The sequence below is a fragment of the Novosphingobium sediminis genome (genome assembly GCF_007991615.1).
Lineage (GTDB): Bacteria > Pseudomonadota > Alphaproteobacteria > Sphingomonadales > Sphingomonadaceae > Novosphingobium > Novosphingobium sediminis.
Window position 1 is genome coordinate 141,830 of the sequence record NZ_BJYR01000001.1, and the last position, 13,388, is coordinate 155,217.

9 protein-coding genes are annotated in these 13,388 nt (G+C 63.8%); 5 read left to right on the forward strand and 4 right to left on the reverse strand.

What is annotated here, in order from left to right; all coding sequences use genetic code 11:
* Positions 1 to 35 precede the first annotated feature (35 nt).
* Positions 36 to 1,259, forward strand: a complete 1,224-nt coding sequence (locus tag NSE01_RS00620) for a type III PLP-dependent enzyme (RefSeq protein WP_147157682.1) — start codon at positions 36 to 38, stop codon at positions 1,257 to 1,259.
* A 145-nt stretch (positions 1,260 to 1,404) separates the two neighbouring features.
* Here NSE01_RS00620 and NSE01_RS00625 read toward each other — a convergent pair whose 3' ends face one another.
* From NSE01_RS00625 to murI, 4 genes are all read right to left on the reverse strand, one after another.
* Positions 1,405 to 4,326, reverse strand: a complete 2,922-nt coding sequence (locus tag NSE01_RS00625) for a TonB-dependent receptor domain-containing protein (RefSeq protein WP_246134960.1) — start codon at positions 4,324 to 4,326, stop codon at positions 1,405 to 1,407.
* A 217-nt stretch (positions 4,327 to 4,543) separates the two neighbouring features.
* The gene (hemA, locus tag NSE01_RS00630; RefSeq protein ID WP_147157684.1) at positions 4,544 to 5,764 is read right to left on the reverse strand and encodes a 5-aminolevulinate synthase; all 1,221 of its coding nucleotides are present in this window, start codon (positions 5,762 to 5,764) and stop codon (positions 4,544 to 4,546) included.
* A gap of 180 nt (positions 5,765 to 5,944) precedes the next feature.
* Positions 5,945 to 6,886, reverse strand: a complete 942-nt coding sequence (locus NSE01_RS00635; RefSeq protein WP_147157685.1) for an MBL fold metallo-hydrolase — start codon at positions 6,884 to 6,886, stop codon at positions 5,945 to 5,947.
* A 26-nt stretch (positions 6,887 to 6,912) separates the two neighbouring features.
* Positions 6,913 to 7,716, reverse strand: coding sequence for a glutamate racemase (gene murI, locus NSE01_RS00640; protein ID WP_147157686.1), 804 nt, complete (start codon positions 7,714 to 7,716; stop codon positions 6,913 to 6,915).
* 82 nt (positions 7,717 to 7,798) lie between these two features.
* Here murI and plsY point away from each other — a divergent pair, with 82 nt between their 5' ends.
* The 4 genes from plsY (at position 7,799) to topA (ending at position 13,388) form a co-directional block, all read left to right on the forward strand.
* On the forward strand, positions 7,799 to 8,398 hold the full coding sequence (plsY, locus tag NSE01_RS00645; RefSeq protein ID WP_147157687.1) for a glycerol-3-phosphate 1-O-acyltransferase PlsY: 600 nt from the start codon (positions 7,799 to 7,801) through the stop codon (positions 8,396 to 8,398).
* Positions 8,395 to 9,534 (forward strand): DNA-processing protein DprA, encoded by a 1,140-nt coding sequence (gene dprA / locus NSE01_RS00650; protein WP_147157688.1) that lies wholly within the window; start codon positions 8,395 to 8,397, stop codon positions 9,532 to 9,534. The genes plsY and dprA overlap by 4 nt, the downstream gene beginning before the upstream one ends.
* A 114-nt stretch (positions 9,535 to 9,648) precedes the next feature.
* Entirely contained in the window at positions 9,649 to 10,647 is a 999-nt protein-coding gene (locus NSE01_RS00655) for a hypothetical protein (RefSeq protein WP_246134961.1), read from the forward strand.
* Between the two features lie 146 nt (positions 10,648 to 10,793).
* Positions 10,794 to 13,388, forward strand: a complete 2,595-nt coding sequence (gene topA / locus NSE01_RS00660; protein WP_246134962.1) for a type I DNA topoisomerase — start codon at positions 10,794 to 10,796, stop codon at positions 13,386 to 13,388.

Here is a 13,388-nt window from a genome sequence, read left to right on the forward strand (position 1 = left end):
CTTTGTCGCAATTTTCCGTTTGGGGGTCCCTTGAGTTGCACATCCATCCTGACGCATTGGCTGTAGCGGGCGCATTCGCGCCTGACCAACCCGCCATTCTGAACCGTCCGCACGCTGCGGCGCGTGCTGCCCGTTTCTTCGTTGAGAAGTTTCCGGGGCGCTCGCTCTATGCTGTCAAGGCCAATCCCTCGCCGGAATTGCTCCGGGTGTTGTGGGACGCCGGGATCACGCACTATGACGTCGCCTCGATCGCCGAAGTGCGGATGGCGCGTGCGGCACTGCCTGATGCAACGCTGTGCTTCATGCACCCGGTCAAGACGCCGAGCGCGATCACCGAGGCATATCGGGATCACGGCGTGCGCGTGTTCAGCCTCGATTCGCTCGAAGAACTGGAGAAGGTCCGCCTCGCCACAACCTTGGCGAACGACGGCGTGCTGCCCGAAGACCTGACGCTGTGCGTGCGTATTCGCGTCTCGTCGGAGTATTCCGAGCTCAGCCTTGCCTCGAAGTTTGGCTGCGAACTCGCTGTTGCGGCTGAATTGCTGCAGGCCACCCGCCAGGTCGCCGACTCGCTCGGCGTCTGCTTCCACGTCGGCAGCCAGTCGATGAGCCCGCACGCCTATGTCCAGGCGCTCGAGCGCGTCCGCGCGGCGATCGTCGATGCCTCGGTCACGGTCGACATCATCGATGTCGGTGGCGGTTTCCCCTCGATCTACCCCGGTATGGAGCCTCCGCCGCTGGAGGATTACTTCGGCGTGATCGACCGCACCTACGAATCGCTGCCGGTTTCGTACTCGGCCGAATTGTGGTGTGAGCCGGGCCGCGCGCTCTGCGCCGAGTACAACTCGATGATCGTGCGCGTCGAACGCCGCCGCGGGACCGAACTCTATATCAACGACGGCGCCTATGGTGCGCTGTTCGATGCCGCACACGTGGGCTGGCGTTTCCCGGTTCGTCTTCTGCGTGACAGCGCGGCGAACGAGGACGGCGAGACCGAGAGCGAGGACTTCAGCTTCTGGGGTCCGACTTGCGACGACATGGACCGCATGGAAGGGCCTTTTGCGCTTCCCACGGATATCAAGGCTGGCGATTTCATCGAGATCGGTATGCTCGGCGCTTATGGCGCGGCAATGAAGACGGCCTTCAACGGCTTCGGTGCGACCGAGGTTTTCGAAGTGTCGGACGAGCCGATGGCCAGCCAGTACCGTGGCGACCGCCGCGATCCCCGCGTTTCGGACAACGTGGTTTCGCTGCGCTGAGCGTGTCGTCTCGCTGCGCTGAATAAGACGCCGGAAGTCAACCGGGTCGCAAACGAAAGGCCCCGCGAGCATTCGCGGGGCCTTTCTGGTTTTCAGGTAACTGCCAAGCGGGGGAGAGGCGAAATGCCCGCTCCCCCGTGGCCTGTCAGAACTTCGCGCGGAAGCCTGCGTAGAACGAGGTTCCGCTCGTCTCGGTCGGATAGGTGATCGAGCCGATGTCCGGCTGCTGGTTGAACAGGTTGTTCACACCGCCGTAGAACTCCATGCGCTTGTTGACGCTGAAGCTGGCCGAGATGTTGTGCACCCAGCGCTGCTTGTACCACGCGTACTGGGGGTCGACGTAGTTCGGGTTGCCGTTGGTGCGGTCAGCCGAATAGCGCCGGGTCTTGTCCCACCACGAGAGGCTGTAGTTGAACCCGAACGGACCGGTCTGGTACGCAAGGTTCACGAAGGCCTGGTACTGCGGCTGGTAGGTTTCACCCAGCGTGCTGCGCGGTTCAGCACCCGGCGAATCCACGAAGGTCAGCTTGTTCAAGTAGTTGCCGACAACCTTGAGCTGGAAATCGCCCACGTTCTCGACCTTGAAGGCATAGTTGATGTTCACTTCGAGGCCGGAGGTGCGGAAGTCGGCCACGTTCTGCGGCGACACCGTGTAGTCCACGATCAGGCCGGTGCCCTGCTGCCGCACGATCGAGCCGCAGAAGGGGTTGTCGATCGTCGGCTGATCGACGCAGAGCTCTGCCAACTGCTGCGCATCGACGGTGTTGATCGCCTGCCGGAGCTTGATGTCATACCAGTCGACCGCGATGGCGAGGCCGCGGATGAAGCTGGGCTGCAGCACTACGCCCGCCGTCCACGTCCGCGCCTTTTCCGGCTGAAGCCGGGCATTGCCGCTCGTGGTGCCGGAGATGTTGACCGTGCGGGTGTCCTCGAAGTTCGCGATCTGCGCCGCGCTCAGGCCAGCGGCCGTCAGGACCGCCTGGCAGTTGGCCGGGCGGGTCGACTTGCCAAGACCGAGGTTCGAGGGGAGGCACGGGTCGTCGAAGAACGTGAAGGTCTGCCCTGCGGCGCCGTAGAGTTCGCCGATATTGGGCGCGCGCACAGCCTGCGAGATCGTGCCGCGGAAGCGGATGTCGCGGATGGGCGCCCACGCAGCGTCCACCTTCCACGTCGTCGCACCGCCGGTCGACGAGTAGTCGGCGTAGCGAACCGCGCCGCTCACATCGAGCACGTAGGCAAACGGCTTGTCCCTGACGAGCGGCAGATCGAGTTCGCCGAAGACTTCCTTCACATTGAACTCGCCCTGGCTGATCGCCAACTGGTTGGAGAAAGTGAGGCCCTGCTGCTCAAGCACGTCGGGCACGAACCGCGAGCTTTCCTTGCGGTACTCACCGCCAATCACAAAGCCGACCGGGCCGCCGGGGAGCGAGAAGAAGCCCTTCGTATCGCCCGACAGCGAGGCGTTCACCACATGCTGGGTGATCCGCGACCGCTCGGTGGTGCTTGCACGCACGAAATCCACGCCGGCGGGATCGCTGACGCCCTCGCCGAAGAGATTGATCGGACGGCACTCGCCCGGCTGGAACGTGACCGCTGAGCCGGCAGTGGGGTCAAGGTTGATGCGGCAGGTGATCTGGCCGGTCGCCGGATCGCGCACCGCATCGAGCGCGGCGTTGAAGCGATCGGTGTAGCGGTCGTTGACGAAGTGGTTGGTGACCGTCGTGCGCCCGAAGACGTACGAAACTTCATAGTGCAGCGAAGACGACAGTTCACCCTCGGCACCGATCACCGAACGGAAGGTCTCGCGCTTGATGTTCTCGCCGCGCTGGCCAAGGTCGAAGTTGTCGCGCGTTACGAGGACGCCACCGAAATCAGGATTGATGGCAGCGCGGATCGTGTCGGGGATGTAGGGGTTATCCTGCGGGACGAAGATGTAGTAGTCGAACGTCGGCTGGCCGAGCGAGTACGACTTGGTCGTCGCATACTTGGCTTCGGCGAACAGCTTGAGCGCGTCCGAAACCTCGAAGCGCGTGTTGAGGTTCACCACGTGGCGCGTGATCGCCGGCAGCAGATCGTTGCCATAATCTGACACCAGCGTGTCATCGCTCCCGCGCGAATAGCCGCCCGGGATTTCCGTGCCGAGATTGTAGGGCTTGCCATCACCGCGGAAGTCGGGCTCACCCTCGAACGTCACGTCGACTGCGCCCTGGCGCGACGACCATTGATAGCGCACGTCGTTGAGCGGAATGCGGCTGTAAACGCCCGGGGTGTTGGGGGTGTAGTCGGGGTTGCGGAAGAACCCGACCTGACGCGATCCGGTGAACTGAGGACGGTCGCGGGTCTGCAGACGGTCGCTGTCGCCGAATTCATAGGCCAGCGTCACGTTGCCGCGCCCGCCAGCGAAGTTGCGCCCGAAGGTCAGGGCCGCGAAACGATCACCAGAATCACCGTACTTGCTGATCCCTGCCTGCGCCTGCGCGCTGATGCCCTCGAAGTTCTTCTTGAGCACGAAATTGACCACGCCGGTCACGCCGTCCGCGCCGTAGATCGCCGAGGCGCCGCCGGTAAGGACGTCGACACGTTCGATCAAGCTGACCGGGATCGTGTTGATGTCGACGGCCTGCGAGCCCTGCACGCCCGAGACCTGACGGCGGCCATTGATCAGCACCAGAGTGCGGTCGATACCGAGGTTGCGTAAATTGAGGAGATTAAGGCCGGTGTAACCGATGCCGGCACGATCACCCGAATTGTCGCGCGAAGTCGAGGAGCCGACGAGCGAGGGTAGGCCCGTCAGGAAGTTCGTCACGTTGGTTACGCCCTGCTTCTCAAGCAGGTCGCTGCCGAACGAGACGATCGGGCTAGCCGTCTGATAGTCCTTTGTGCGCAGGCGCGAGCCGGTGCCGACCACGACGATTTCGTTCGGCTGGGCAATCGGCGTGGTTGCGACAGCGTCATCGGCAGCAGGCGCGGCCTCAGCCTGCGCCCAAGCGGTACCAGGTGCAAATGCTGATATGGCGATGGCGGAAGCAGCGACGCACAGCGCCGCGCGTGAGGTAGATTTGAGCAAGATTATTTCCCCCATGGTGGATAATTATCATTTTGCTCAGAGCGCCGATGCTGGCAACCCTTTGAATTTGCCCCAAAGTGTTAATCTTGGTGGACAAAGCTGGGTGAGCAAAGCCCGTAGGGGGACTTTTATCAGCAAAACATTGTTACAAAGGGGAAATTTCGCTTCACCTGACCTTATGTGCAAATACCTATTACCAAGCAGGGTCTAGCCGCGCTCAGGCGGCCTTGCGCATGTCGAGATCGAGCCTGTTCCAGATCTCGACCAGCGCATTGGTGAGCTCGATCATCATCGCCTCGGTGTGCGCCGGGCCGGGCGTGAAGCGCAGGCGCTCGGTGCCGCGCGGTACAGTCGGATAGTTGATCGGCTGCACATAGACGCCGTATTCGGCGAGCAGGATGTCGCTCACCTTCTTGGCGCGCACCGGATCACCCACCATAAGCGGGACAATATGCGTGGTGGAGGGCATCACCGGCAGGCCGGCATCGGCAAAGGCCTTCTTGAGGAACGCCGCAGCGGCCTGCTGGCCATCGCGCTCGACACTGGAGGCCTTGAGGTGGCGCACCGCTGCCAGCACGCCTGCTGCCAGAACGGGCGAAAGCGATGTGGTGAAAATGAAGCCCGGCGCATAACTGCGGATCACGTCGATGATCCGCGAGTCCGCCGCGATATAGCCGCCCATCACGCCAAAGGCCTTGCCCAGCGTGCCCTCGATGATGTCGATGCGGTGTGCGGCCTCGTCACGCTCCGAAATGCCGCCGCCGCGTGCACCATACATGCCGACAGCGTGGACTTCATCGATATAGGTGAGCGCGTTGTACTTTTCGGCGAGGTCGCAGATCTCGTGGATCGGGGCGACGTCGCCGTCCATCGAATAGACGCTTTCGAACGCGATCAGCTTCGGCAGCGCCGGATCGGCCTCCGCCAGTAGCTCTTCCAGATGGGCCACATCGTTGTGGCGGAACACGCGCTTCTCCGCGCCCGAATTGCGGATGCCCGCAATCATGCTGGCGTGGTTGAGTTCGTCCGAGAAGATCACGCAACCGGGCAGGATCTTGGCCAGCGTCGAGAGCGTTGCATCGTTCGAGACATAGCCCGAGGTGAACAGCAGAGCGCCCTGCTTGCCATGGAGATCGGCCAATTCGGCCTCGAGATCGACGTGGTAGTGGGTGTTCCCGCCGATGTTGCGGGTGCCGCCGGAACCCGCGCCCACATCGTGCAGCGCCTCTTCCATGGCGCCGATCACCTTGGGATGCTGGCCCATCGCAAGATAGTCATTCGAGCACCAGACGGTGATCGGCTTCGGGCCATTGTGCCCGGCAAAGCACCGCGCATTGGGGTATGCCCCCTTGTTGCGCAGGATATCGATGAAGACGCGGTAACGACCTTCGGTATGCAGACGCTCGATCGCGGAATCGAAAACCTGATCGTAATTCACCCGCGGCTCCCTATGAACCTGTTGTCACGTATTGGGGCACAACATGCGCCCCGAACCCTGCTTCAATGGTGCACCAGAACCGCATCCGGGCCAGTCAAACAAGCGGGCGAGCGGCGCTTTACGCCGCTTGTCCGGGCATTGCCAGCGGCATTTCGGTCATATCCCGCCGCGCGATTGCACTTAGCGTGCCCGGCCCAGCGCGCTGGCAGGCAGCGCGCTGGGCGCGGCAGCGGTGAAATGCGGACCTACCGCCGGGTCGTTCAGCTGTCCGTAGTCAGCCGAATATACCACCGTCAGCCGTGGTTCGCGTTTGATCAGCTGCGCGAGGCCCTTGATCCAGCCCAAGCTTGCCGCACGATCTTCGCTGGCAAGCCATTCGGCGGCATAGCGTGAACGGGGGCGCTGCCATTCGACATTCCGGCGCATCGGTGCGGAATCCCCTGCAAACAGATACTCCCGGCCATCTTGCAAGCGGACGTAGATCATCTGAGAGCCGGCAAGATATCCCGGGGTCCGCATGACCGCGATGCCGGGGGCAATCGCGGCATAGCCAGCAGGATCGACGAGCGCGGCTGGGCTGGGCTTGATCGCATTCATCAGGAGCGGGGAAAGTGCCTTCAGCGCCTCGACCTGCCGATCATTGCCGATCAGCCTGCCCACAATCCTGTGATCGGCTACCGCCAATGGAACGAGGCCACCGATGTGATCGATGTCCTCGCTCGTGAAAATGATCCGCTTTGCCGAGTGCAGCCATCGGTCTGCCGTCACCTGAATCTCGGGGTGAAATGCATTGTACCCCGTTGCCATAGCCTGAGCTTCGGTCAGGCCGGTATTGATCAACGTGTCGCCGCCGGGAGTGACGAGGCGCCAGATGAAGACCCCTGTGGCTTCGGTACGCAGGCCGCCACCGGCGACAAGCAGGGTGCCGGGCTGCTCGTCCGTCGCGATCGCCGCATATTCTATGGCAACCGGCCGTGGGCCTTGCTGGCTTTCTGCAAGGCTGCGCAGGCGTGCGATATCGATATTCCGCGGTGCGACTGCCGCCGGGCCCGGCTCCATCAGCAGCCAGTAGTAGGGCACCGCGACTATCGCGATCAGAAGGAGAGCAATCCGGTTGAACATGGCTCGGTTCGATATCTCCGATCCGGTCAGAAGACCAGCCGCCGGGCAATTCCGTAACGGGCGAGTGCGGGCATCAGTCGTTCGTCATCCGGATCATCCTTGGTGAACAGGGCAATATCCCCGTCCTTGGCTGCGGCCCAGGCCTGTCCCTGGGTGAGGAAGGCGATACGCCGGGCAATGCCGTCCGAGCCATCGACAAAGCGCACACCGGGCCCGAACGCGTCCGCAAGTTCTGCCTCCAGCAGCGGGAAGTGCGTGCAGGCAAGCACCACGGTATCGATTCGCTCGCCGTCCGGCATGGCTCGCAGCGCTGCGGCGGCGCGGGCGAATACCGCCGGATCGACGGTCCCCCCGCGCAGCTTCGCTTCGGCAGCAGCGACCAGTTCGGGCGCGCCGTGGCGGAGAAGACGTTTGTCGGCGGCGAATTCTGCCTCCAGCCGGTCGACATAGCCTTGCCGGATGGTTGCCTCGGTACCGAGCAGCCCGATCACGCCGGTCTGCGTCATCGCGGCAGCAGGCTTGATCGCCGGCACGGTGCCCACGATCGGCACTTCGAGCACCTCGCGAACCGAAGCGAGCGCGATCGTGCTCGCTGTGTTGCAGGCGATGCAGACAAGGCGGGGGCGGTAGCGCTCGGTCAGCCGCCCCAGAAGCCCTGAAACGCGTGCTGCGATCTGCGCCTCGGTCTTGTTGCCATAGGGAAGCCCGGCGTTGTCCGATACATACATGACCGGCGCTTGCGGCAGCGCCTTGCGCACCTTGCCAAGCACGGAAAGCCCACCGACGCCGGAATCGAACAGCAGGATCGGGGCGGCGGGATCGGTGGTCATTGCCCGCTCTTCTATCGGGAGTGGTGGCAAAAAGAAAAGCGTCCCTCTCCCCTTTGTGCCCGGTGGCGGTTAAGACCGGGCCATGGACATCGCTTCTCCTCCTGTCTTGGGCGTTCTCGTCGGGGCCTATCTGCTCGGTTCTGTACCGTTCGGCCTCCTGCTTACGCGGTTGTTCGGTGCGGGCGATTTGCGCGCGATCGGATCGGGCAATATCGGCGCAACCAACGTACTGCGCACGGGCCGCAAGGGTCTGGCGGCGGCCACGCTGCTGCTTGATCTTGCCAAGGGGGCCGCTGCGGTCCTCATTGCCCGGACATGGTTTCCCGGGACCGAGGCACTGGCGGCATTCGCTGCGGTGATCGGCCATTGTTTTCCGGTCTGGCTGCGCTTCAACGGTGGCAAGGGCGTCGCCACGACGATGGGCGTGTCGCTCGGCCTCGCCTGGCCGATCGGCCTTGCCTATGCCTTGGTCTGGATCGGCATGCTCGCTGCCACGCGCATTTCCTCGCTCGGCGGGCTCAGCGCCGTGATCGCCGCGCCGATCGCCGCGCTGCTATTGGGATACCGCGACTACGCCGCGGTGCTGGCTCTCATCGGGCTTCTGGTGATCTGGCTCCATCGCGCCAATATCGCCCGGCTGCGCGCCGGGACCGAGCCGCGGATTGGCAGCAAAAAGGGATGAACCTGTCGGAGCCGGTCCTTGCGGAACGCGACGTCTTTTCCCGCATCCGCTTGCTTCGCTCGCCCGGCATCGGCCCCGTCAGCTATTTCCAGCTCCTGCGCCGCTTCGGCACTGCGGCTGCTGCGCTTGAAGCCTTGCCGGATCTCGCCGCGCGGGGAGGGGCGCGCTATCGTCCCGTGCCGGCCGAGCGGATCGAGGCTGAAATCGCTCGCTTGAGGGCCACAGGCGGCAACTACCTGTTTCACGATGCCCCGGCATACCCGCGCCTCCTCGCCGCGCTTGAAACGCCGCCTCCGGTGCTGACCTGGCGCGGCGACCTTTCGCTGCTGGGGCAGGGCGCCGTCGCTCTCGTCGGCGCGCGCAATGCTTCGGCGGGCGCCTGCCGTCTCGCCCGCGAATACGGCGCTGCGCTTGCGGCGCGCGGCTATGCCGTCGTTTCGGGCCTTGCACGCGGGATTGACGCGGCTGCGCATCGCGGCGCACTCGCCGCCATGGAGCACGGCGGCGGCACCATTGGTGTCATCGCCAGCGGGATCGACGTGACATACCCGCCCGAACATGCCGAACTGCAGGAAGACATTGCGCGGCGCGGGCTGCTCATTGCCGAAATGCCCCCGGGCACCGAACCGCTCGCGCGCCATTTCCCGTTCCGCAACCGCATCATCGCGGGTCTTGCCGCGGGTACGGTGGTGGTTGAAGCCGCCCCGCGTTCCGGTTCGCTAATCACTGCACGGCTGGCAGCCGAGGCCGGACGCGAGGTTATGGCTGTCCCCGGCTCTCCGCTCGACAGCCGGTCGCGCGGATGCAACGAATTAATCCGTGATGGCGCAATCCTCGTTCAGTCGGCCGACGACATTGCCGAACTGCTCGAGCGCTTTGATGGCCCCTCGCGCCTCAAATTGCGTGAGCCGATCTGGACCGCGATGGACGAGGACCCAACGCGCTTTCTGCCCGATTCGGAAGCTGACGGCAGTCCTGCGGATATCGCGCACCTGCTCGGCACCGCCCCCGTCGCCATCGACGAACTGATCCGCCAGAGCGGTGCCAGCGCAGGTGCCGTGCAGATGGCACTGATCGAGCTGGAACTTGCCGGCCGTCTCATCCGCCACGCGGGCGGGCGCGTTTCCCTCGCATGAACCACGCGGGAGCGGTTGCCGGGCACCATTGCGGTTATAATTGACGCTACTGATTTTTACCTATTATGGTCCGTTCCGGACCTCGCTGGGGGCGAGGGGAGAGGGGACCTGATGATGAAAAGCCGCAAAACCATTGCCTTGGCGCTCGCACTTTCGGCGTTCGCGCTGCCGGCTGCCGCTTATGCGGGCGACTCCGCACCCGTTAAGGTTTCCGGCAAGGAAGCCGTAAAGGGCGCTACGGGTGTCGCAGTTGCGGCTTTCAACGTGGGTTTCATTTTTGAATCGACCGACCAGACCAAGGCGACCGGCGGCCTGATGGGTGCGTTCGGCGGCACGACCAAGGCCAAGTCTTCGCTGGTGGGCGTCACGCCCGAGATGATGCAGAAGATCGCCGACGCCGCTTATGCCGATTTTACCGCCAAGCTTGCTGCTTCGGGCCTTGCCGTGAAGGACGCAGCCACCGTGTTCGCCGCGCCTGAAATGGCCAAGCCGCATGGCCAGACCTCGCCGCTCGATATCTCGATCGCGCTCGAAAAGAAAAGCAAGGGCAAGGCGACCTATGTGAAGCCCTCAGCGCTTCCCACTCTCATCATGGTCGCAGGCGATTTCCAGGGCAGCGGCTTGTCCAGCATGGGCCTTGCCATGGATGCAGGGCAGGCTGGCTATGCCCTCTCGCAATACGCGAAGGCCGCTGGTGTTCCCGTGGTCGATGTGACCTACCTCATCGACTTCTCCGACCAGAAGCGCCCGGGCGCTTTCAGTTTCGGCGGACTGGAGGTCAACGCCAACCTGTCGGTCGTGCCGGGCTACAGCCGGATGACCGTGTTCGGAGCCAACGGCAAGACGACGACCGTAACGCTTAGCCAGTCGGTCTCGGTCGATGGCGATTTCATCGACAAGCACGATGCGTCGAGCACCACGGCCAAGACCACGCAGGCTGCTGCCAACGTTGCCGGCGGCATCATGGCAGCCATGGGCCACGGGGGCATGATGTTCGGCAAGACTCGCAAGTTTGAGTTCGATGCCAAGCCCGGCAATTATGAGGAAGGCGCGGCCAAGGCTGCCGGCCTCGCGAACGACGTGCTGATGGGGCAGATCAACGCCCTGAAGTGACAGGTACTGTTCGGGGCTGGACTTTCCTGCAAACCTGCGCAGAACGCGGGGCCTTGACGCGGGCCGTGATGGGTCTTCACCCTCGCGCGTACGTGTAAGGCCTCGAAAGTCCGTCTCAGCCCATGCAGCCTGTCCCCAAGACCCTGATGATTGTCGAATCCCCGGCCAAGGCCAAGACCATCGAGAAGTACCTCGGTGCTGGCTTCAAGGTCCTCGCGTCCTATGGACACGTCCGCGACCTCCCCGTGAAGGACGGCTCCGTCCGCCCGGACGAGGACTTCGCGATGGACTGGGAGCTTTATGGCGACAAGGCGGCGCGGGTGAAGGCCATTGTCGATTCGGCCAAGGCCGCGGATCGCCTGATCCTCGCAACCGACCCTGATCGCGAGGGTGAGGCGATTTCCTGGCACGTGCGCGAGCTGCTGGCCAAGCGCAAGGCGCTGCCCAAGGACGTCGCACGCGTCACCTTCAACGCGATCACCAAGGCCACCGTTACCGAGGCGATGAAGCACCCGCGCGAACTCGATCAGGATCTGATCGACGCCTATCTCGCCCGCCGTGCGCTCGATTACCTGTTCGGCTTCACGCTTTCGCCCGTCTTGTGGCGCAAGCTGCCCGGCGCGAAGTCTGCCGGCCGCGTCCAGTCGGTTGCGCTGCGTCTGATCGTCGAGCGCGAGCGCGAGATCGAGGTGTTCAAGCCGCAGGAATACTGGTCGGTCGTTGCCATGCTGGAGCAGGGTGGCACCCCGTTCAAGGCGCGCCTCGTGCGGTTCGAGGGCGAGAAGCTGGAACGCCTGTCGCTCGGCGACGAAGGCATTGCCCAGCGCGCCAAGGCGACTGTCGAGGCTGCGACTTTCCGCGTCGAAGATGTCGAGACGCGGCCGACCCGCCGCAATCCCTATCCGCCGTTCACTACGTCGACGCTGCAGCAGGAAGCCGCGCGCAAGCTTGGCTTCTCGGCCAGTCACACCATGCGCGTGGCGCAGACGCTCTATGAAGCGGGCGCGATCACCTACATGCGTACCGACGGCGTGCAGATGGATTCGAGTGCCATCAGCGCTGCGCGCGCTGCGATCAGCACGCGCTATTCGGGCCACTACCTGCCCGAGAAGCCGCGCATCTACGAAACCAAGGCCAAGAACGCGCAGGAAGCGCACGAGGCAATCCGCCCGACCGATTTCGGCAACGATCGTTACGGTAACGGGGACGAGGCCCGGCTCTACGACCTCATCTACAAGCGCGCGATGGCGAGCCAGATGGCGTCGGCGTTGATCGAGCGCACCACCGTCACCTTGCGCGAGGGCACCGGCAAGCACGAGTTGCGCGCCACCGGCCAGGTCGTGAAGTTCCCCGGCTTCCTCGCCGTCTATGAAGAAGGCCGCGACCAGAAGGCGGACGCCGATGACGGTGAAGACGAGACCAGCCTGCTCCCGGTGATGAATGCCGGCGATACGCCCGCCAAGCGCGGCGTGGAGGCTACGCAGCATTTCACCCAGCCGCCGCCGCGTTATTCCGAAGCAAGCCTCGTCAAGCGGCTGGAGGAGCTCGGCATCGGGCGCCCCTCGACCTACGCAGCCACGCTGCAGGTGCTGAAGGATCGCAACTATGTCCGCACCGAGAAGAACCGCTTCTTCGCCGAGGAAAGCGGACGCCTGCTGACGGCTTTCCTTGAGCGCTTTTTCGACCGTTACGTGGCGTATCAGTTCACCGCCGGCATGGAGAATGAACTCGACGACGTTTCGGGCGGCCGCGCTGCTTGGAAAGCCGTGCTCGAAGCCTTCTGGCGCGACTTCAAGCCCAAGTCCGACGAGGTGATGGAGAAGAAGCCGAGCGAGGTGACTGCCGAGCTCGACACTTTCCTTGAGGACTACCTGTTCCCCAAGCGCGAAGACGGCAGCGATCCGCGCCTGTGCCCCAAGTGCCAGGCCGGCCGGCTGAGCTTGCGCGGCGGGCGCTACGGCGCTTTTGTTGCCTGCTCGAACTACCCGGAGTGCAAGTTCACGCGCAAGTTCGCGCAAGGCGGCGGAGAGGGTGAGGGCGGTGGAGGCGATGACGCCAGCCTCGGCAAGGACCCAGTCACCGGCGAGGATGTCACCCGCCGCACTGGCCGCTTCGGTCCGTACATCCAGCTTGGCGACGGCAAGGAAGCAAAGCGCGCCTCGATCCCCAAGGATATTCCCGAGCTAGATCTGGAATGGGCGCTGAAGCTCCTTTCGCTCCCGCGCGAGATTGGTACACACCCTGAAACTGGTAAGATGATTACTGCAAGTATAGGGCGTTACGGGCCATACCTAGCACATGATGGCAAGTATGGCCGGCTTAAGTCCACGTCTGAAGTGTTCGAGACCGGCATGAATGCCGCCGTGGTCAAACTGGCCGAAGCCGCTGCCGGAGCGGGGGCACGCGGCAGCCGCACGCCGGTCGAACCGCTCAACACGTTCGGCCCGCATCCGACGTCGGGCGGCGAGATGAAGCTGCTGGCTGGTCGCTACGGCGCCTATGTCACCGATGGCACCACCAATGCGACCTTGCCCAAAGACGTGAAGCCCGAGGATCTGACCCTAGAGCAGGCCATCGGGCTGATCGATGCGCGCGCTGCCGCCGCACCAGCCAAGGGCAAGAAGAAGAAAGCCGCGCCGAAGAAGGCCCCTGCCAAGGCGGGTGCCAAGGCTGCGGCCAAGAAGCCAGCTGCCAAGAAGGCACCGGCAAAGAAGGCTGCGGCCAAGAAAGCCGCAACGTAA

Bases quoted from the DNA above. Each gene is read 5' to 3' on its own strand.
- NSE01_RS00655 (WP_246134961.1), top strand. From the start codon at position 9,649: ATGAAAAGCCGCAAAACCATTGCCTTGGCGCTCGCACTTTCGGCGTTC.
- plsY (WP_147157687.1), top strand. From the start codon at position 7,799: ATGGACATCGCTTCTCCTCCTGTCTTGGGCGTTCTCGTCGGGGCCTAT.
- murI (WP_147157686.1), bottom strand. From the start codon at position 7,716: ATGACCACCGATCCCGCCGCCCCGATCCTGCTGTTCGATTCCGGCGTC.
- topA (WP_246134962.1), top strand. From the start codon at position 10,794: ATGATTGTCGAATCCCCGGCCAAGGCCAAGACCATCGAGAAGTACCTC.
- dprA (WP_147157688.1), top strand. From the start codon at position 8,395: ATGAACCTGTCGGAGCCGGTCCTTGCGGAACGCGACGTCTTTTCCCGC.
- NSE01_RS00635 (WP_147157685.1), bottom strand. From the start codon at position 6,886: ATGTTCAACCGGATTGCTCTCCTTCTGATCGCGATAGTCGCGGTGCCC.